Genomic DNA, 19,720 nt, shown 5'->3' with positions numbered 1-19,720 from the left:
CCCCTCTGTGTCAAGACACCGCCGGGAGGAGAGTTCTATCCTGGGTGTCGGCGGGTCCGGGAAGTGACTTCTCCGAAGAGCCGGCTTGGGGATGCGAGTTGGTCACGCTGGAGTCAGTTGTCGTTCCCCGGTGTCCTCCCGGGCCCGCCGCCACGGCAGCCGCGTCGTTGATCATGCACCGGTAGACGATGTCGGACAGGCGTCGTTTCAGGGCTCGCATCGCTTCCATTGATGTCTTGCCGCCGGCTTTCTTGCGGTCGAAGTAGGCGCGTCCTTCGGTGGGGTTGCGTAGCTGGACGGTGGCCATGATGTGCAGCACCCGGTTGATCTGGCGGTTGCCGGCGCGGGAGAGCCGGTGTCGTACCTGGTCGCCGGAGGATGCGTCGATGGGGGCGGTGCCGTTCCAGGAGGCGAAGTGGGCCCGGTTGGGGAACCGGGTGATGTCGCCGACCTCGACCAGCAGCCGGGCGGCGCCGGACGGTCCGATGCCGTGCAGGTCCATCAACGTGGTGCCGGTGGAGGCGACCAGCTCCTTCAGTTCCTTGTCGGCTTCCTTGGAGCGTCGGTAGACCCGTTCGAGGTCACTGATCAGCTCCGCGGCGACCCGCCGGCGAGCCTTGCCGACCGCGTCGCGGGGCCGGACCGTGGCCAGCAGCGCCTTGGCCTGGGCGGCGGACAGACTCTTCTTCGCCCCGCCCGGAATCAGGTCCAGCAGCAGTTGGTGCAGCTGGGACACCATCCGGGTGTGGTCCTCGCCGAGGGAGCGGCGCCGGTCGACCAGAATCCGCAGCAGGGCGAGCTGTTCGTCGTTGACGACCGGGCGCAGCCCGGCCATGCGGGTGCCGACCAGCGCGATGGAGTGGGCGTCGGTGGCATCAGTCTTGCGGCCCTGCCCGGTGGCAAACACCCGCGCCCTGGCGGACAGCTTCGGCGGGACGTCGACGACCTGCTCGCCCTCGGCCAGTAGCCGGTTGGCGATGTGCCGGCCGATGCCCTGGCAGCCCTCGATCGCCCAGACCCGGTGCGGCCACTGCTTGGCGTACTTCCTCATCGCCGCGTAACCGTCGCAGTCGGTGTCGAACCGGCCGCCGCCGACGACGGCCTCGTCGCCGGCCATGACCTCGATCGTGGCAGAGCGCTTGTGCGGGTCCATCCCGATGACCACACGATCTGACGTGCCACTCAACGCGTCCTCCGATGCTCGATCCACCTGGGTTGTCGAGCCGGGAGGGCAACGCTACTTCGAGCCGAGCAAACCCCTCTTGAGCCTCTCCCCGCCCTGGGGCGACGCCCGGGCCGCGCAGGCCAAATGAGAGCCACACGACCAACGTGGGCAGCCGAAATGAGAGCGACAGCCCGGGCGCCTCGACCGAAGCCTGGCCGGGCCACGGTCGCAGGTCAATGAAACAAGTAGCCGATGTGCGGATGGCGGGCAGACGCCAGAGCGGCCTCCTCGCAGCCGGAGTCGAGGGCCAACCCTGAAGCAGCGGCGTATCGGTTCCATGCGCCATCGGCATCGACCGCGAAGTCAACTGGCCGTTCGGCCGCCTACCAGCAACAGTGACTTGCCGACCGTAGTGCGCGCGGCTAGTGCGCGGTGGGCGTCAGCGGCCCGTTCCAGTGGATAGGTAGCGCCGATCGCCGGGCGCAGGCGTCCCTCCGCGGCCCGTTCCAGTGCCAGGCCCAACAGTTCGCGCACGGTCTCCTGGTCCGGTGGGCCGTCCAGGAGCGGAGCGAGCACCCGTATGCCACGACGCGCGGCCAACTCGGGGTCCGGGGCGGCGAAGCCATCGGCGGTGCCGTACGTGACGAACCGGCCGCCGTTGGCCACCGCGTCCAAGGCAGCCGTGCCGAGTGGGCCACCCGCCCCGTCGTAGACCAGCGCGGCACCGCCACCGGTTGCTTTACGCACCCGGCTGATCCAGTCCGACTGCGTGTAGTCGATGGCAACCTCCGCGCCCAGCTGGCCGGCCAGTGCCAGTTTGACGTCGCTCGACGCGGCGGCCACCACCCGCGCTCCGGCGTCGACGGCTAGCTGCACAAGCAGTGATCCGGCTCCGCCGGCAGCCGCTGAAACCAGCACCCATTCCCCCTTCTCCGGCCTGCCCAGCCGGTCCAGGCTGAGCGCGGTCACACCGTCATGCACCAGCGCCGCGGCCGCCTCGATGGCTAGGCCGTCAGGCACCGGCATGATCTCCTCGACGTTCGCGACGACCCGTTCGGCGTAACCGGCGCTGGTCCGTACGACCACCCGTCGACCGGTCCATGTCGGGTCCACCCCGTCGCCGGTCTCCACCACCGCGCCCGCTCCGCCACCACCCGGCACGTACGGCAACGTCCGCGGGAACAAGTCCTGCCCCCAACCGCCGCGAAGCAGGGTGTCGAGGAAAATGACGTCCGCTGCGGCCATGCCGACGACAACCTGACCGGGTCCGGGCACCGGGTCAGGCAGTCCCACGGGCGACAGCACATCCGGATCGCCGAACGCAGCCACTTGGATTGCGCGCATGTGTAGTACCCCTTAGGTGAGACAGCATCCTGACCAGTGTTCAAGCTGAACCTTGGATGAGGTCAAGATCGCGCTCAGGTCATGAACAGGTGCACACATTTGCCGCGGAGAGTGCAGTACTCGATCACCGGGAGTGCCAGCTGGTGAGTCGCCATGCCTCGCCGGTGGTGTCTGGCTCCGGTTCGCCTGAGACGACCAGGGTGATCCCGGTGTCTGTCGTCAGGCTCAGTGAACCGTCGTCGTACACCCGCGCAGTGTCGATGGTTCTGCCGTTAAGAGCTATGGCGGCGGTCAGCCACGCGATGTCGTCGTCGGCTGTGCCCCTGGCGGAAGTGGCCACCTCGATAGTCCAAGAAGCGTCGATGTAGAGCCGTGCTTCCTGAGCGGGTGTTGGTCGGTTGTCGCAGAGTCCCAGGAACGGCCATGCCTGGCGGAATCCGATCTCCACCACGAAGGAGCCGACGACCTGTTCCACATCCATGGACATATGGTGCCTGCAGCGGGTGACCCGCGCGCTCATCTGCCGCTGAGCTGTGCGCGGAACTGCCGAATTGCGGACGTTGCTTTGGGCGGCATGGCCAGGTTGTTCGGTTCCGTCGTTGACCGTGTACCGCTGCCGGGTGGCCTGGTGTGGGGTCACCCGGCAGCGGCGGCTACGCCGTTAGCCGTGCGTGGTGCAGGATTGCGGCCAGCTCGACCGGTCGGTTGAGCATCGGCCAATGCCAGGTCGGCAGTTCCTCGTAGCGCCACGCGTCGCCGGCCATGTGGCGGTACAGCGGCATTGTCGCGGCCATCCCCTGCGCCTGCGCGGCGGTGAAACTCGACAGCACGCCGAGTCTGGGCAGTTTCTCCCATGCCCCGGTCAGCCGGACCGGGGCGGTGGCGGTCGCCCACGGCTGGTCGACCGACCGCTCGCGCAGCAGCGTGACGATCGAGTCATCCACGTCGGGCACGCCGGTGGCCAAGTCGGCCCAGGGCGGCGGCGGCAGCCGCCACCCGTCACCGTGGGCGGCCACCAATGCCGCGTTGCGCTCGCGCTCGGCCGGCGGGGTGAACTCGACCTGGGCCACCCCATCGGGCAGCGGGCCGGTGTCGACATAGACCAATTGGGCGACGCGGTCGGTGACGCGGTCGGCGGCCGCGGTGACGACGCTACCGGCGTAGCTGTGCCCGACGAGGACCACGTCGCGAAGGTCCTCGTAGCGCAGGAGGTTGACCACGTCGGTGACGTGGACGTCGAAGTCGGTCTCGGGACGGGCCAGGTGGGCGCGCTCCCCGAGGCCGGTCAGGCTGATCGGGTACACGTCGTGGCCGTGCCGGCGTAGTTCAGCGGCCGTCGAATGCCAGGCCCAGGCGCCGAGCCAGAACCCGGGGACCAGTACGAATGTCGTCATGCCCGGCACGCTACGGTCAATACCGGACAGTTTCCGCCCGGATTAGGAGGACTTCTTTGGCCAGGCCGACAGCGCGAGTACTGGCCCTGCTGGAGATCCTCCAGTCGGGCGGCGCATTCAGCGTCGCCGACCTGGCCCGCCGGCTCGGCGTCGACGAGCGCACCGTCCGCCGCTACGCGTCCCACCTCCTCGACCTGGGCATCCCGGTCGAGGCGCGCCGTGGCCGCTATGGCGGGTACCGGCTCGCGCCCGGATACAAGTTGCCGCCGCTCATGCTCACCGATGAGGAGGCGGTCGCCATTGCCCTCGGCCTTGACGCCGGGTTCCGCGCGGGACTGGTCACATCCGATCACGCGGCCGCCGAGAGCGCCACCGCGAAGCTGCGCCGGGTACTGCCAGCCGCCCTTGCCCGGCGCATCGACGCCCTACTGGTCACCATGGACGTCACCGGGCCGGTCCGGCAGCCCGCCCCGCCCGGCACCGAGGTGCTGCTGGTGCTCGCCGAGGCGGCCCGCCACCGACACCCGGTACAGCTGACCTACACCAACTGGCATGGCCGCTCCAGCGAGGAACGCGGCCTGGACCCGTACGGGCTGGTCTTCCACAACGGCCGCTGGTACGTCACCGGTCGCGACCACACCAGCGGAGCCGTTCGAACATTCCGACTCGACCGCATCAGCGCTATCCGCGCCATCGACGGGGCGTTCGAGGTGCCGGCCGGGTTCGACCCCACCGGACACGTCCTCGCCGGACTGGCCTCGGTGCCCTACGCCCACGACCTCTCGGTCCTGCTGCACACCAGCCTCGCCCAGGCACGGCGGCGGATCCCTCCCTCGCTCGGCACACTCACCGAGGTCGCCAACGGAGTGCGGCTGACCACCCGAGCCGAACACCTCGACGGCGCCGCCCAGATGCTGGCCGGGCTCGGCTGGCCCTTCACCATCGAACGGCCCGCCGAACTCAGAGCCGAGGTGCGCGCCCTGGCCGCCCGCCTACTCACCCACGCAGACGCAGGCGAGTAGGCCGCCACCAGCGCCACCGTCGAAGTTGGTAGGTCGGCCAGCATGAAACATCCGCTCTTGCCGCCACCCGTGCGCGTCCCCTCCATGGCCTGTCTGTGCCGGCTGGAGGCCGTTAGGCTACACATATGGTCCGGGACGAACTGCTGCGGCTGCGGGCGAGGGCGGAGGCTGAGGCGGCGACGCTGGCCCAGGATCTGGAGGCGCTGTTCCTGGCATCGCGGGATTCGAATGCCGACGACGAGCACGACCCGGAGGGCGCGACCATCGGCTTCGAACGCGCCCAGTTGACCGCGCTGCTGGCCGGGGCGCGGAAGCGGATCGCCGACGTTGACGACGCGCTGCGTCGGGTGGACGCGGCGACCTACGGCGTCTGCGAACGATGCGGGCAGCCGATCGGCGATGAACGGCTCGCCGCGCGGCCGTTCGCCCGCCTCTGCATGGCATGCGCATAGGGCATCAAGGAGAGTGAACACCGGGGGCGCCCACTAATTCCAGCGAAGCGTTTACGCGGGCCACGACCAGATGCGCTCAACTGCCGCTGAGCATGCGCGCCGGCTTAGGCCGGGTCCGTCACTGATCATGTACGGGCACCGGTAGGTCCGGCGCCTTCGAGTGCACGACCGGGCCGAGATCAGTGCGTCGGTGTAGTCGCTCAACTCATGGAGTCGGCACGTGTCGCGCGGCCCGGATGTGGACGAGCGAGATATCCAGACGTCTGCGTGGGTGACATCGAGTTCAATAGCGCCGTGATCACGATGCAAGCGGTCGTCGAAGTCCCCGCGCTGGACAACGACCCGGCGCCGCCATGGCCGGCGGCCCAGACCGGACCTTGGTCATGGCTGCCCCTCAACGCCGACTGCACCGATGAAGAGCTCGGGCTGTTCCTGGCCGCTCTGGCTGCTCGGATCGAGGTGCTGCCTCCTCGCGGCCGCCATGAGGTCGTGGACACCCTGCTGGCCGAGGAACTACTAATCATCGCTGGTGGCCTGCAGGTGAGTGACCCCAGCACCGGAAGGGTCGTGGTGCCGGGCTGTTGCGCCGGATTGGAGGACTGGCGGGACTGGGCGCAGGCTCTTGCTGGCGGCTCGCCATGGCTTGGCCACGACCCGGGCCCTGAGATCGGGGCGGTTGGTGAGGACCTGCGGGTGTGGCAGGACGGCGGCCCGGACCGTCATCGCGGCCGCTGGGCCGGGCTTCATGTCGACCTCCCGCGTCATGCGCTGCCGCAGCTGCTGATGGGCGTGCAGCGTGACCTCGTCGGCTTGTTGGACGCCTTGGCCGGATGGGCTGAGCGGGCCGACCTGGGCCGGCAAGGGACCGCCTTGGTGAGGGCGATCGATCACAGCTTCACGATCACTGCACCATGGGACTTCCCGGAGGGTTAGCGGACCGTCCACGGGCCGGGTTTGGCAGGCGCGTTGGACGCGACGGCTTTCACGGGTGGCTTCTCGATCGATTTGTGCGGAACCCGACGAGGGAGCCGGGCTGTGGTAACCCGGCTCCCGTGCTGATCAGTTCGGGCGAAGCGAGGTGAAGAACTGCCTGAGTTCGCCGGCGAGCAGGTCTGGTTCCTCGAGCGGCATGAAATGACCGCCCCTACCTGGTTTGCTCCAGTGCCGGATGTCGGTGCAGGCGCGCTCGGTGATCTCGCGCGGGAAGTTGGCCATCGACGGTTCGGTGCTCACCGTGAACGCGGCCGGCACTCTGATGTCGGGTCGTGGACTGTTGTGGTTGAAGTCGAAGTACTGCCGGAACGAGGAGCCGATCGTGCCGCTCGCCCAGTACAGGGTGATGATCGTGAGCAGGGTGTCCCGGTCGAACCGGCTTTCCAGGTCCCCGTGGTTGTCACTCCAGTCTCGATACTTGTCCACGAGCCAGGCGGCCAGGCCGACCGGCGAGTCGACCAGCGCCGCGGCGATGGTGTCCGGCCGGGTGCCCATGATGGCGCTGTAGCCGCCATCGGTCTGGTCGTACGCCGCCTCGGCGTCGAGAAACGCCTGCTCGGCTGGCGACAACGGGGGGGGAGTCGAAGCTGGCCGGGAACGGTGGATGGATCATGTGAATGCCGACCACCTGCTCGGGATACAGGGCGCCCAGCCAACCGGTGACCACGCCGCCGACATCCCCACCGAAGGCACCGTAATGCTGGTAGCCAAGGACTTCGGTCATCAACAGGTGCAGCGTCTGCGCCATTGAAGCGCGGGTGAGCGGGCCCTTCGGCAGCTGCGAGTACAGGAAGCCTGGCAGCGAGGGAACCACCACGTCGAACGCGTCGGCGGGGTCGTCCCCGTGGCGAGCGGGACTGACAACTGCCCACTCTCCTGTGATCAAACATAGGAATTTGTGAGTGTTAGTATCGTTCTGTGAAGCTTGCCGAATGGGCGCGCCGTAACGGCGTGCACCCGCAGACCGCGTACCGCTGGTTCCGCGAGGGGACCATGCCGGTGCCCGCTCGGCGTCTTCCGTCCGGCACGATCATGGTGGAGGTGACCGACGACCCCGGCAGGGTCAGGTCGTCGTCTACGCCCGGGTGTCGTCGGCCGACCACCGAGCCGACCTGGACCGGCAGGTCGCCCGGGTGACCGCCTGGGTCACCGGGCGGGACATGGCCGTCGCGCGGGTGGTGACCGAGGTCGGGTCCGCGTTGAACGGGCGGCGCAAGAAGTTCCTCGGGCTGCTGCGCGACCCGGCCGTGTCGACGATCGTGGTCGAGCACCGGGATCGGTTCGCGCGGTTCGGTGCCGAGTATGTTGAGGCGGCGCTGGCCGCGCAGGGGCGCCGGCTGATGGTGGTCGATCCAGCCAAGGTGGACGACGACCTCGTGCGGGACGTCACGGAGATCCTCACTAGTCTCTGCGCCCGACTGTACGGCCGCCGCGCAGCGGCGAACCGGGCCAGCCGCGCCGTGGCCGCCGCCACCGGCAAGGACGAGTCGTGAAGCGGTACGAGCCGCCGGCCGGCTGGACCGTGCAGGCGTACCGGTTCGCCCTCGACCCGAGTGACGCCCAGGTTCTCGGTCTGCGCCGCAACACCGGCGCGGCTCGGTTCGCGTACAACCACATGCTGCGGCGGGTCAGCGCGGTGAAGGCGCAGCGCGCTGCCGAGGCCAGCTACGCAGTAGCCGAGGCGGACCTGACGCCATGGCAGGGCTGGTCCCTGCCGGAGCTGCGGCGCACCTGGAACGAGATCAAGCAGTGGGTGGCGCCGTGGTGGGCGCAGTGTTCCAAGGAGGCGTTCAACACCGGCCTGGCGAACCTGTCCGCAGCACTGGGCAACTGGCACGCGTCACGCACCGGCACCCGCAAGGGCCGCCGGATGGGCTGGCCCCGCGCCAAGAAGAAAAACGGCCGTAGGTCGGCCCGGTTCACCACCGGCGCGATCCGGGTCGACCCCAGCTACCGGCATGTGATGCTGCCCCGGCTGGGTCGCATCCGCACCCACGAGTCGACGCGCAAGCTGGCCCGCCGGGTACGGGCGGGCACCGCGACGATCCTGTCCGCCACGGTCACCGAGACCGCCGGCAGGTGGTTCTGCTCGTTCCAGGTCGCCGTTCAGCGCACGGTCGGACGGCGGCCGGCGCACGCGCCGAAAGCGGGCCGGGTCGTCGGCGTGGACGCCGGGGTCAAGCACCTGGCGGTGCTGTCCACCGGCGAGATGGTGCCGAACCCGGCGCCGTTCAAGGCCGCGTTGAGGAAACTCGGCAAGGCCCAACGCCGAGCCGCCCGGCGGATCGGCCCCTACGACCCGCAGGCCAGGCGCAAACGGACTGCGTCGAACCGGTGGCAGCGGGCACAGGACGCGGTGGCTCGACTACACGCCACAGTCTCGGCCGTCCGCGCCGACTCGTGGCACCAACTCACCACCCGCCTGGCGCAGCAGTTCACCACCGTCGTGGTCGAGGACCTCCACGTGGCCGGGATGCTCCGCAACCGCAAGCTGGCCCGGTCCCTGACCGACGCCGCCCCCGCGACGCTGCGCCGGCACCTCGGCTACAAGACCGCCTGGTACGGCAGCACGCTGTACGTCGCCGACCGGTGGTACCCCAGCTCCAAGACGTGCTCCGCCTGCAAGACGGTGAAACCCAAGCTGTCACTGGCCGAGCGCATGTTCCACTGCACCGCCTGCGGACTGTCCCTGGACCGGGACGTCAACGCGGCACGTAATCTCGCCGCGCTCGTGCGGCACGTCGACCTGGAGTTGCCGGGCGACGCAAAAACAGGACGTGGAGCCTACGTAAGACCCGTAAGACCTGCATCCGCAGGCAGGGCGGCGGGCCGTGAAGCGTCAAGACCGGCACATCCGGTCAACGTCGCCCGGCAACGGACGACTACCAATCATGAGTCACGTTTGCTCATTAGGTAACGGTTGGTCAGACGGTCGACCAGGGGCAGCATTTCCACGAAACTGCTGGGCCAGCCGTGACTCAGGACCAGCGGCAGCGGTGCGGGCGCGCCGGCCGGACGAACCGCGGGCACGCGAACGAAGTGCATGCGCTGGCCGCCGATCTGGGCCTGGTAATGCGGCAGCGCGTTGAGTTCGGCCTCGCGAGCTCGCCAGTCGAACCCGTCGACCCAGTAGGACACCAGATCGTGCAGGTAGTCGGGGTCCGCGCCGGCCTGCCACGGCTGATCGCCGCTGCGGTCCGTGAAGCGGGTACGGGCCAGCCGAGCCCGCAGGTCGTCGAGTACCTCGTCGGGTACGGCGATACGGAACGGGGAGTAGGTCATTGTTCCTCCGGTTAGGAGGGCGCTCCCCGACGCGAAGTCAGCGGACAGGGATGGCCGGGTGGAGCGCCCAGACGTGACATTGGGTGTTCACCGGGCTCACCTCCCCTCATCGCTGACAGAGATCACTCTACACATCCTCTTCTGCCGCTGACTGGTCGCTGCAGTGTGACGGACCTGCCCTGGCACTCGACGTGCGGTGGGCGCGCCCGTGATCATGGCGTCGACGCGCGATCGGCGACGCTTCGGCCGAGCTGATCCGCCGACCCCACTCGGGCAAGGATTTTCGCGGCGATCTCGGCGGGGGTGCGGTCGTTCGTGATCGTGAAGTCCTCAACGGCGGTCCTGGTCGGTGAGGGTAAGGGCCGGTCCAGCGCCCTCAGGTGCCGTTCGAGCTTCGGTCCCGTGTCCCGTTGGCGCAGCCGGTCGCGAACGGTGTCGCTGTCGGCGATCAACCTGACCACGGTGAGCTCACAGCCGGCGAGACTCTCCGTATACCGTTGCCGCTGGGTCACGCTCTCGACGGCGGCTGCAACAACGACGAACCGTGCCCCGGCGGCCCTGAAGTTCGCCCACACCGAGGCCAGGTTGACGTACTTGAGCTCGTCATACACTCGTCCGCCCGCCGGGCCCACGGACGGGGGCGGTCCGAACTGCGCCAACAGGTCGATGTCAACGACGGCCGTGACGTGGCCGGCTCCGGTCAGCGCCCGTCCGACCTCGTCCGCCACGGTTGACTTCCCCACCCCGGCGACGCCGGTGAGCAGCAGCGCTCGACAACCAGACCTCTGAACGGCTCCCGCGCCCGGGACAGCAGAGGCTGATGGCGTCACATCCGGCTTCAATACAAACCAGTAGCTGACGGTGGGACCTTGCGCGGCCAGACCACCGCCCAGCGACTCGTACAGCGCCCGGGCGGGGCCGTTGGCCTGGCCGGTCGTCACGAACATCCTGCTGGCACCGGCCTGCGCGCCGGCCGACATGAACGCGCGGAGCAGTGCCTTACCGATCCCCCGCCGGCGGTGCTCCTGCGCCACCTCCAGTCGATGGAGGTAGAGCATCGAGGAGGTGTCCGGTCGGATCAAGTGGTAGCCCCAGCACCATCCGAGGATCTCGTCACCGTCGGAGGCCACGAAGGCCAGAGCACCTGGACTGCTGAGAAACGCCTGGGCACCGCCCGACACCGCCCCGAACCTGCCCATGGCGCGATCGAGGAGCCGAACATCGGCTGCCGCCAGACGACTGATCACACCTCATTCTGACCCTCGGCCCGTCACTATCTCGACACACGGGAGCGCACGGATCTGCCGCCGACCGGGGAGCCGTTGCTCCGACGCGGCGCCGCGCTGGACCTCGACGGCCAACGCCCACTGGGAGAGTTGGCCGACATCATTGAGCGGTTGCTCGGTCGGGCGTCCCGGCCGCCCGGCGGCGGGCGAGCCAGCCGGCCAGGGCCAGCAGCACCAGCGCCTCCGCGACCAGGATCACGATCGCCCACCCGCCGCCGGTCCAGCGGGCCAGCGTGACGTACCAGTAGCGCACGAGCAGCGTGAGCAGCGTGACCGCGAACACCAGCGAGGCCAGCCCGTAGAGGGCGTACGCCGCCCGGTCGCGGGGCCGGTAGCCGCGTACCGCCGCAGGGCCCCGGCGGAGCAGCCGGCCCCAGAAGCGGTAGCTGTCGGTGCGCAGGTCGGCGAGGTTCAAGGCGTGGCTGAGCATGTAGTAGCCGTCGAGCCGCAGGAAGGGCACCAGGTTCAGCGCGGCGGTCGCGGTGCCGAACAGCAGCATGGTGCCGGCCAGGTCGTGCAGCGCCCCGGGTGCGCCCCAGATAAAGAGCGCGGCGAACGGCACGAGGGCCAGCATGCTGACGAACACCCCGGCGAACGCGGTGGCCACCCGCCGGCGCGCGGTGAACAGCACGATGTCGTCGACCTTGCAGTACGGGGCCAGCATCGGGAAGCGCCACATCACGCCGATCTCGGTGCCCCGCCCGCCGAAGTGCCGGCAGGTGAGGCCGTGCGCACACTCGTGCAGGAAGACGATCAGCCAGGTGATCACCACCGACGCCAGGATCGCGGCCAGGGGCCGGTCGCCCCGGGCGACGACGTCGAGCAGCTCGGGCAGGCGCAGGGCCACGTACCCGGCCACGGCCAGCACCACGAGCAGCGCCGGCAGGACGAACCACCAGGTGAACAGCGGGGCCAGTCGGGGCAGCAGCCGGTCGAAGAACCGGTCCGGGTCGTACAGCGGCCACCGGGCCGACAGCGGGCCTCGCTTCGTGCGCGCCGCGCCCTCGGCGGCGGTCTCGGTGAGCCGGGCGAGGGCCGCCGGGTCGGTCGCGCCGTCGAGCAGTTGCCGCTGGTGCAGCATGCCGAAGAGCTGCTGCCAGTTGTCCGGCCCGAGCCGCTTGCCGAAGGTGGTCGCGTAGTCGGTGGCCAGGTCGTCCAGCGTCCGGGTGCCGTCCATCCGGGACAGCAGGAAGTGCTCACGCGGGCCGATCCGGTAGAACCAGCCGGTCTCCGGGTCCTTGACGTGGTGGACCAGCTTCTCCCCCCGCCACTGGCCGGGGCCGAGCACCACCTCGGCCCGCAGCCGGGGCCTCGTCCAGGTGGCGTCCGTCGTGGTCATCGTGGGCCGGCCGGGGCGAGGTCGTCGAGCAGGGCGGTGCGCAGCACGTACGACAGGTAGATCTCGTCGAGGATGCTCACGCCGAGCCGGTTGTTGGTCATGTGCACATACGAGCTGAGCAGGATGGGCAGGGCGGCGTCCAGGTCGCGTACCTCGGTGGGCTCGGCGCCGCCGCGCTGAAACACGAGCTCGCCCCGCTCGGTCGCGGCCACGACCCGGTCGCGCAGTTCCCGGCAGTGCGCCGACCAGCGGCCCTCGACGCCGCCGGGCCGGACGTCGGCGCGCTCCCGCGCACCGTTGCGGATCTGCGCGAGCCGGTCGCGCAACGCCGCGTCCATCCGCCGGTAGCTGTTGTCGAAGCTGGCGTGGTAGTCGTCGCTCGGCTCGGAGTAGGAGACCTCCCAGAACCGGCGGTACTCGTCGAGGAACTCGGCGATCCGCCGGTCGTCGGTGAGGAAGACCGCGCACATCATCATGGTGAGCTGGGCGGACAGCCCGAGCAGCACCGGCCGGACGTGCACGTTGGTGGTGGCCAGCAGGTCCAGCACCACGTCGCTGGAGTGCTCGAAGTGCCACTCGGCCAGCTCCATCCCGGCGGGTCCGCCGTAGCGGCCGTACTCCCGCTCGTAGGGGATGTGGTGCCAGCTGTTGTTGGCCCGCATCGGCATGACGCCGTCGGGGCCGTACTCCTCGTCCCAGCGCTCGCGGCCGTACTCGGCGAGGAACATCTGCTTGTACAGGTCGCCCAGGCCGTCGCTGTCCACCTCGTAGAGCGCGGGGCGGCGGCGCAGGAACGCCGCGATGGCCTCGTCCACCCGCGCCCGGACGACCGCCGGGTCGGCGCCGGGCGCGGGCAGCACCCGCAGCCGCACGTGCGGCCCCTCCATCCAGTACTTGATGAAGAAGTAGCGGCTGATCAGCCCCTCGGCCCGCAGCTCGTCCACCAGCGGCCGGACCCCCTCGACCAGCATGGGGTTGGCGTTGCTGGCGTAGAAGACGTGGACGCTGAGCCAGTCGTGCTCCACCGGGGAGGGGAAGGGTGTCATCGGTCATCCACCTTTCCGGCGCGGACGCCGTTGAGTTCCACCGTCAGTTCGGTCACGTGGGTGCCGCCGGGGCCGCGCAGCACCTGCTCGTCGCGGTCCGGCAGCATCTCGGTGAGCACCAGCCGGCTGCCCGCGCCCCGCCCGGTCGCCTCCAGCAGTTGCAAGCAGAAGTGGCTGTCGAAGTCGACGTACAGCGGCTTGTGGTCGGGCCGGCCGCCCGGCTGCGCGGCGGGCTGGGCGTCGTCGGCGGCCGGGGTGAGCCGGCTGCCCTCGGGGGTGGCGAAGACCCGGCGGGGCAGGTTGTTGTCGCGGCGCCAGCGCTGCCAGCGCAGGAACCAGTCGGCGTCGCTCTGCTCCGGGGTGCGCGGCGGCGGCAGGTGGTCCGGGTGCAGCTTCCACATCCGCCGTTGCAGCACAAGGTCGCCGTGCACGATGCGCGGGTATCCGGCGATGCCGTGTCCGGGCAGCGGCACGGTGGTGCCGGCCCACAGGTCGGGCTGGGCCATGCCCAGGTAGGCGAAGGTGAGCAGCACCTGCTGCACCTCGGGCAGCGCCATGGGCAGCAGGAACCCCAGGTAGACGGGGATGACCTCGGCGTCGAGCCGGCGGGAGCGCAGCAGCAGCCGGTCGGTCACCGGGTCGTGTTCGACGCTGAGGTCGTCCATGTGGATCTGCTCGGCGGCCGGCCGGAAGCTGACCTCACCGGGACAGACCAGCTCGTACGGGGTGACCGCGGGGTGCAGGTTGAGGTTGGTGGCGTCGTACCCGCCCTTGAGCTCGGCGAGCACGGCGCCCGGCGGTGCCAGCCTGGCCAGCTCGGCGCGGAGCGTGCCGGCGAGGTCCTGGTCGGCGAAGAGGTGGGCGAAGCGGGAGAACAGCAGCGTCATGCCGGAGTAGATCCGGTTGACCACCACCCGGTGCCGCTCGCCCTGGTCGGCGATCTGGAGGAAGAACGACCGGGGGTCGAGCGTGCCGAGGGTCTCCGGCACCATGGCGGCCACCTCGGTCATGAACTCGTCGTCCAGGCGCAGTTCCTCGGCGCCGGCCGGCAACCGGTCGTACGCCTCGTTCATCCGCCGGGCGACCTCGACGCGGGCGTCGTCCAGCGCGGTGATCTCCTCCTGCTTGAACCAGTTCTCCTGCCGCACGTAGGTGTTGTCGGCGTCGAACGCCCGGCGGCGCATCATCCGCCCGCTGTAGTGCTCGAAGAAGTCCTGCTGGAACTCGTGGGCGAAGGTGAGCAGGTCGTCGCAGCGCCCGCCGGCGCCGTAGCGGGCCCGGAAGAAGCCCTTGGTGGCCAGCCGGCGCGGCAGGTTGATGTCGAACACCGGCATGATCCGGGCCAGCGCCCGCAGACCGGGTAGGACGTCCCGCTCCCAGCGGACCCGGTCCGCGGTGACCGGCCGCCCGGTGCGCAGCGTCGCGTCCTCGTAGAGCAGGGTCCGCGGGGCCGGGACGTCGGCGCGGCCGAGGTCCTCGTGGGCCGCGACGAGCTCGCGCCGGATGTCGGCGAGCACCCGGCGGCGGCCGGCCACGTCGTGCTCCGGGTAGCCGGTGGCGAGGCGGTTCGCGCTCGCCACCCGCTCGGCGAGCCGGTCGGCCCAGTCGCGGCCGATGCCGCCCAGCGCCCGCCGGTAGCCCTCGACCGGGTCGTCGGCGTGGATGTCCAGGTGCAGGTTCGGCACCACGAGCAGGCCCACCCGCAGCAGGTGGTGCAGGTACTGGGCGATCTCCGCGGCGGGCCGGTCGTCGGTGGCCAGCTCGTCGACCAGGTCGGCGAGGCGCCGGACCCGGCCGCCGTCGAGCGCGGCCAGGATGTCGTGCAGCACCCGGCCGGTGGGCAGCACGAACAGCGACTCGTGGATCGACTCCAGGGTGATGGCGGCCTCGCCGTCCTCGGAGCTGGTGCGGCGGCGGCGCAGGTAGCGCAGCCGGCCGCGCTCGATGCGCCAGCCGGTGGTGAGGGCGACCGGCAGGTCCGCGCGCAGCGTCTCGTCGGCGAGGACGACGGCCGACAGCCGGCCCAGCGCGGCCAGGTTGAGTCGGGCGGCGCCCCGCTTGGCGTCGCCGGTCCGGTCGGTCACCGGCGCCACGTCGAGCAGCGGGCCGTCGCTCGGGGCGAAGGTGCCGACGTTGACGGTGGTGAGGCGGCTGAACGGGCTGGTCTTGCAGGCGGTGCGGAACGCGTATTCGAGCAGGGACCGTTCCACCCGCCGGGCCCGCTTGCCGAGGCGGCCGGGCGTGGCCAGGTAGGTGGGCAGGTACTGGTCGAGCGACGGCGAGGCGAGCAGGATGCCGCCGCGCAGGTCCGGGTCGTCGGCCAGCTCGCGCAGCACGTCCCGGCGCTGCGCCAGCTCCGCGGTCAGCACGGCCGCGCCCTCGGCCAGCTCCCGGCGGTACGCCGCGAACGTGTCCAGCCAGCCGGCCAGCATGCGGTGCGTCTCGGCGCCCAGTTCGGCGGCGGGCCAGGCCGCGGGGTCGGCGGGGTCGGGGCGGCGCAGGTTCCACACGTCCCGGCGGAGCCGGATGAGCCGACGCCGCAGCCGGTCGTCGGCGAGGTTGCGGGCGACCGCCTCCTGGAGCGCGTCGGCCAGCGGCGGGCCGGTCGCCCGGAGCCGGTCCTCCAGGTCGAGGGTGCGGCGGGCCCAGGCGGCGGTGCGGTCGAAGGCGAGCCGGTCGGCGACCTCCAGCGGCAGGCCGGCGGTGCGCAGCATGAACACCTCCGGCATCCGCCAGGACACCTCGGTGGCCGCTGGTGCGGGCAGGGACACCGTCACGGGTCTCTCCTTCGTCGACGTGGTGGGGGTCAGAGCCGGTGGACGAGATCGGCGGTGCCGTCCGGGTGCCGCCCGAGCAGCAGGAACAGCACGGTCCGCTCGTCGGTGCCGGACAGGCCGAGGGCCTCGTCCATGGCGACGTTGTCGAAGCCCAGCACCGCGCCGCAGCCGACCCGCTGGGCGGTGGCCGCGCAGTATCCGCGCTGGGCGACGGCGCCGATCTCGGCGTTGAGCAGCCGGTAGCCGCGCGGGCCGACGGCGTCGAGCACCGCGTCCAGCCGGCCGGAGATGGCCAGCACGGCGCCGACCTGACCCATCGTGTAGTTGGTGAGGAAGTACTGCTGTTGCAGGAAGGCGGACATGCCGCCGTCGGGTTCGGCCGCGGCGGGCAGCAGGGCGTGCCGCCGGGGGCAGTAGCCGTAGGTGCCGGCGGCGAGGCCGTCGACGTGGTTGGCGAACACCCATATGCGGGTCAGCGCCGGCGTGTCCGGGGGCAGCCCGGCGTCGGCCGGGTGGTGCCGCCCGGCGGCGGCGAAGGCGAGGGTGGTGCCCAGTTCGGCGGCGGTCAGGTCGGGCGGCCGGCGGAACCGGCCGAAGCTGCTGGACCGGGTGGCCAGGACCGTCGACAGGGGACTGTCCAGGCGTTCGAGCAGCGGCGCGGGCAGGGCCACGGGGTCGCCGGGCAGGTCCCGGGGCGCGGCCGCGGCCAGGGCCTGCGGCGCGGGGACGGGCGGGGCCGCCGCCGCCCGGTGCACGGCGGTGACCGCGGGGAACTCCCGCAGCCGGCGGGACCGTTCGAACGCCGGGTACCGCACCTGGACGTCCGGGCTCGGCCCGACCGGTCCGGCCGGGTCGGCGCCGGCCCAGGTCAGGGGTACGACGGCGAAGGCGCTCTCCCGGTCGCCGTCGAGGCCGAGCAGCCGGTCCACCGGCGCCGGGTCGAAGCCGAGCAGCCGGGGCAGGGGTACGCCGAGGGCGCGCGCGAGCAGGTCCCAGGAGCCCAGCAGGGCGCCGAGGTCCTGGGTGACCACGTGGTAGCAGAAGCTGTTGTACTTGAAGGAGTTCTTCCAGAACCGGATGGTCGCCACCAGGAAGCTGTCCGCGTCGCCCGCCTGCGGGCCGGCGGCGGCGCGGATCCGGTCGGCGACGTCACCGAGCAGCAGCCGTTCCAGCACGTGCGGGCCGGTGCCGTAGTGGTAGACCCCCGGCAGCAGCGGTGCGGAGCCGCCGGCCACCAGGTAGAGCTCCACCGGGTACATGCCGCCGCCGGAGGCGGTGCCGCGCCCCCAGACGGCGTGCTCGAAGTGCGCCCGCTTGGCCAGGTCCTGGTTCCAGTTCACGGTGAGCCGCCGGTCGAGCACCCCGTACGACAGGCGCAGCAGCGCCGCCAGGGCGGGCAGCGACCAGCCCCCGGGTGGCGGCAGGCCCTCCCCGGTGAACAGGTCGCGCAGGGTGGGCAGGGTCGGCAGGTCGACGGGCAGCGGCACCCGGGGCGCGTCGGGGTAGCTGGTGTGCCGGGACGGCTGGTCGACCCAGTCCACCTCGTAGTTGAGCGGCTCCATCGGGACCCGCGCCCGGCGGAACACCGCCTCGGCGTACTCCCGGACGACCTGGAGGGCCTCCTGCTGCATACCGGTGCTCCTAGGGGAAGGGGTGCGGGTGGGGGTTGCGGCCGGTGGCGCCGAGCCGGTCGGGTCCGTGCGTGCCGCGGGCCAGGTGCCGCTTCAGCCGGTCGCTCCACAGCACCCGCTGGCGCTGCCAGCCGAAGTCGATGGGGACCAGGGCGGGCGCCACCACCGCCATGGTGTGGACGCCGGCGACCTCCTGCTCGGGGCAGGTCTGGTCGACCGCGACCACGTCCCCGCCGAGCCCGGCGATCAGCCCGCACAGGTACTCCATGTCGGCGCGCAGGTCGTCGGAGGTGGGCCGGGTCGCCAGCCAGTCCCCGTACAGCTCGTCCATCGAGCGCAGCGGCGGGTCGTCGAAGAGGAAGGCGGCGTGGCGGGTCATCTCCGGCAGCCCGTACAGCAGGGCGTGGTGGCTCAGCTCGGTGACCAGCGTGTAGTCGCGGATCATCGCGCGCAGCTCCGGCTCGCTGGCGGCGACCCGCTCGTCGAAGCCGGGCACGTAGGACGCGGTCTCGCAGACGGCCGCGCGGACCGCGTCGTCGGGGTCGAGGCTGGCGCCGGCGGCGAAGCAGAGCTGGCCGAGCCCGTCGCCGCGCTTGACCGCGACCGCGGTGACCACCGGCACGGGCAGGTCCGCCCGGGTGTCGAACAGGCGGATGTCGTAGCCGAGCAGGTCGACCCGGTCGAGCATGAAGTGCACCCGCTCGTCGCGGCAGGTCGCCGGGTCGATCTCGGCGAGCCGGGCCGAGCCGTACCAGGCGAGCAGGAACGCGTCCCGCTCGACCAGCTCGAGCATGCCGTGCAGCAGCGCCTCCTCGGGGCAGCTGCCGCTGGCGCAGCCGTTGGAGCACTCCTGGACGAACTTGCGGTGGTCGGTGCGCCGGTCCAGGTAGTAGACGAGCTGCTCGGGCACCAGCCGCGGCACCCGGTCCCGCAACGACCAGCCCCACACCCAGGGCATCGGCCGGTCCGGCGCGTACGGCTCGTAGTAGAGGCCGTGGCCCTGGTAGAACGCCGGGTGATAGCCCAGCCCGGCGGGGTCCAGGGCGTCCGGGGCCAGGTTGGCGTAGCTGTCGAAGACGCTGGTCCGCCGCGTCCGGGGGAACTGGCCGGCGTACCGTTCCAGCCCTTCCAGCAGGGCGTACGTCTCGCTGCCGCCGTAGCTGTTGGCGTGCCCGCTCCACCACATCTCGTGCAGGTCGTAGCGGCTGCGGATGCGGAAGTAGCCGGTCACCGGTGCCGTGGCGGTGGCGTTGTACGCCCGCAGCGCCCCGCCGCCGAGCGCGCCGGCCACCGGGTTCGCCAGGGCCGCGACCGGCAGGTCCAGCTCGCCGGCCGAGCGCAGCCGGTACGCCGACGGGTCCGGCTTGGGCCGGCTGGTGAGCGGGAGGACGGCGGCCGCGGCGGTGTCCGGCGCGGCGGTGGCGCAGGCCGGGCACTCGGAGTCGGCCAGCACCGGCACGGCCGTGGTCTCCAGGGTGTCCATCCGCAGCTGCCACAGCTGTCCGACGCCGGGCTTCCCGGTGCGCGGCCGGGCGGCGTCGAGCAGGAGCTGCCACAGCGCGTCGACCGCGAACGGCGTCAGGTGGGGCAGGGCGGCGACCGTGCCGACCCGGGCCTGGTGCTCCAGGGCGTGCCGCTCGTCGCGTACCCGGATGGCCTGCCACCGGCGCTGCGTGCAGATCGGGCAGGGGCCCGGCCGGCTGCCCGGCGCCGTGCCGGTGTCGGTCCACCGTGGCCCGACCAGCGCGGTCGCGCCGTGCAACCAGATCGGCACCACCGTGCCGGTCATGCCGTCCCCGCCGTCGGCGTAGGCGTCGGTGAGGCCGAGGGCGGCGATGCGGACGGTGACGCCGTCGAGCGGCGTGTCGGGGCCGGCCGGCTGCCGCGCGCGATCCTGGAATCGCTCGTGGAACGCCTCGCCGAGCTGTTTGAGGCTGCTGTCCCACCCGGTGGAGGTGGTCCGGACATCGACGATCATGCGGTTCACCT

At 71.2% G+C, this 19,720-nt stretch carries 17 protein-coding genes and 1 pseudogene; 6 read left to right on the top strand and 12 right to left on the bottom strand.

The window, feature by feature from the left end; all coding sequences use genetic code 11:
- Positions 1-10: 10 nt before the first annotated feature.
- The 4 genes from ACQP12_RS14115 to ACQP12_RS14100 form a co-directional block, all read right to left on the bottom strand.
- The gene (locus tag ACQP12_RS14115) at positions 11-1,117 is read right to left on the bottom strand and encodes an IS110 family transposase (protein WP_433281760.1); all 1,107 of its coding nucleotides are present in this window, start codon (positions 1,115-1,117) and stop codon (positions 11-13) included.
- A 411-nt stretch (positions 1,118-1,528) separates the two neighbouring features.
- Positions 1,529-2,509: a zinc-binding dehydrogenase gene (locus ACQP12_RS14110; RefSeq protein ID WP_433288136.1), complete on the bottom strand. Its 981-nt coding sequence runs from the start codon at positions 2,507-2,509 to the stop codon at positions 1,529-1,531.
- 124 nt (positions 2,510-2,633) lie between these two features.
- Positions 2,634-2,990, bottom strand: a complete 357-nt coding sequence (locus ACQP12_RS14105; protein WP_433288134.1) for a DUF6188 family protein — start codon at positions 2,988-2,990, stop codon at positions 2,634-2,636.
- Positions 2,991-3,162: 172 nt separating this feature from the next.
- On the bottom strand, positions 3,163-3,903 hold the full coding sequence (locus tag ACQP12_RS14100) for an alpha/beta fold hydrolase (RefSeq protein ID WP_433288132.1): 741 nt from the start codon (positions 3,901-3,903) through the stop codon (positions 3,163-3,165).
- 56 nt (positions 3,904-3,959) lie between these two features.
- On the opposite strand from ACQP12_RS14100, the gene ACQP12_RS14095 reads away from it, so the two are divergent.
- From ACQP12_RS14095 to ACQP12_RS14085, 3 genes are all read left to right on the top strand, one after another.
- Positions 3,960-4,925, top strand: coding sequence for a helix-turn-helix transcriptional regulator (locus ACQP12_RS14095; RefSeq protein ID WP_433288130.1), 966 nt, complete (start codon positions 3,960-3,962; stop codon positions 4,923-4,925).
- Positions 4,926-5,050: 125 nt separating this feature from the next.
- A complete protein-coding gene (locus ACQP12_RS14090; RefSeq protein ID WP_433288128.1) occupies positions 5,051-5,377 on the top strand; it encodes a TraR/DksA family transcriptional regulator in 327 nt (108 codons plus the stop codon).
- 267 nt (positions 5,378-5,644) lie between these two features.
- Positions 5,645-6,310 (top strand): hypothetical protein, encoded by a 666-nt coding sequence (locus tag ACQP12_RS14085; RefSeq protein ID WP_433288126.1) that lies wholly within the window; start codon positions 5,645-5,647, stop codon positions 6,308-6,310.
- A gap of 126 nt (positions 6,311-6,436) precedes the next feature.
- On the opposite strand, the gene ACQP12_RS14080 is transcribed toward ACQP12_RS14085, so the two are convergent.
- The gene (locus ACQP12_RS14080) at positions 6,437-6,940 is read right to left on the bottom strand and encodes a hypothetical protein (protein WP_433288125.1); all 504 of its coding nucleotides are present in this window, start codon (positions 6,938-6,940) and stop codon (positions 6,437-6,439) included.
- A 34-nt stretch (positions 6,941-6,974) separates the two neighbouring features.
- On the opposite strand from ACQP12_RS14080, the gene ACQP12_RS14075 reads away from it, so the two are divergent.
- From ACQP12_RS14075 to tnpB, 3 genes and pseudogenes are all read left to right on the top strand, one after another.
- The gene (locus ACQP12_RS14075) at positions 6,975-7,121 is read left to right on the top strand and encodes a hypothetical protein (protein WP_433288123.1); all 147 of its coding nucleotides are present in this window, start codon (positions 6,975-6,977) and stop codon (positions 7,119-7,121) included.
- Between the two features lie 167 nt (positions 7,122-7,288).
- Positions 7,289-7,863: pseudogene (locus tag ACQP12_RS14070) on the top strand (IS607 family transposase).
- Positions 7,860-9,287: an IS607 family element RNA-guided endonuclease TnpB gene (gene tnpB / locus ACQP12_RS14065; RefSeq protein ID WP_433288121.1), complete on the top strand. Its 1,428-nt coding sequence runs from the start codon at positions 7,860-7,862 to the stop codon at positions 9,285-9,287. Before ACQP12_RS14070 ends, tnpB begins: the two are co-directional and overlap by 4 nt.
- On the opposite strand, the gene ACQP12_RS14060 is transcribed toward tnpB, so the two are convergent.
- The 7 genes from ACQP12_RS14060 to ACQP12_RS14030 form a co-directional block, all read right to left on the bottom strand.
- Positions 9,260-9,652: an epoxide hydrolase N-terminal domain-containing protein gene (locus tag ACQP12_RS14060; RefSeq protein WP_433288119.1), complete on the bottom strand. Its 393-nt coding sequence runs from the start codon at positions 9,650-9,652 to the stop codon at positions 9,260-9,262. The genes tnpB and ACQP12_RS14060 overlap by 28 nt on opposite strands.
- A 212-nt stretch (positions 9,653-9,864) precedes the next feature.
- A complete protein-coding gene (locus ACQP12_RS14055; RefSeq protein WP_433288117.1) occupies positions 9,865-10,899 on the bottom strand; it encodes a GNAT family N-acetyltransferase in 1,035 nt (344 codons plus the stop codon).
- A 139-nt stretch (positions 10,900-11,038) separates the two neighbouring features.
- Positions 11,039-12,277, bottom strand: coding sequence for a hypothetical protein (locus ACQP12_RS14050; RefSeq protein WP_433288115.1), 1,239 nt, complete (start codon positions 12,275-12,277; stop codon positions 11,039-11,041).
- The gene (locus ACQP12_RS14045) at positions 12,274-13,323 is read right to left on the bottom strand and encodes a thiopeptide-type bacteriocin biosynthesis protein (RefSeq protein WP_433288113.1); all 1,050 of its coding nucleotides are present in this window, start codon (positions 13,321-13,323) and stop codon (positions 12,274-12,276) included. Before ACQP12_RS14045 ends, ACQP12_RS14050 begins: the two co-directional genes overlap by 4 nt.
- Positions 13,320-16,100 (bottom strand): lantibiotic dehydratase, encoded by a 2,781-nt coding sequence (locus ACQP12_RS14040; RefSeq protein WP_433288111.1) that lies wholly within the window; start codon positions 16,098-16,100, stop codon positions 13,320-13,322. Before ACQP12_RS14040 ends, ACQP12_RS14045 begins: the two co-directional genes overlap by 4 nt.
- A 29-nt stretch (positions 16,101-16,129) precedes the next feature.
- Positions 16,130-17,731: a SagB family peptide dehydrogenase gene (locus tag ACQP12_RS14035; protein WP_433288109.1), complete on the bottom strand. Its 1,602-nt coding sequence runs from the start codon at positions 17,729-17,731 to the stop codon at positions 16,130-16,132.
- A 10-nt stretch (positions 17,732-17,741) separates the two neighbouring features.
- The gene (locus ACQP12_RS14030; RefSeq protein WP_433288107.1) at positions 17,742-19,709 is read right to left on the bottom strand and encodes a TOMM precursor leader peptide-binding protein; all 1,968 of its coding nucleotides are present in this window, start codon (positions 19,707-19,709) and stop codon (positions 17,742-17,744) included.
- Positions 19,710-19,720 lie beyond the last annotated feature (11 nt).

The organism is Micromonospora sp. CA-244673 (assembly GCF_050948395.1).
GTDB lineage: Bacteria > Actinomycetota > Actinomycetes > Mycobacteriales > Micromonosporaceae > Micromonospora.
This window is presented reverse-complemented; position numbering and strand designations above follow the sequence as displayed.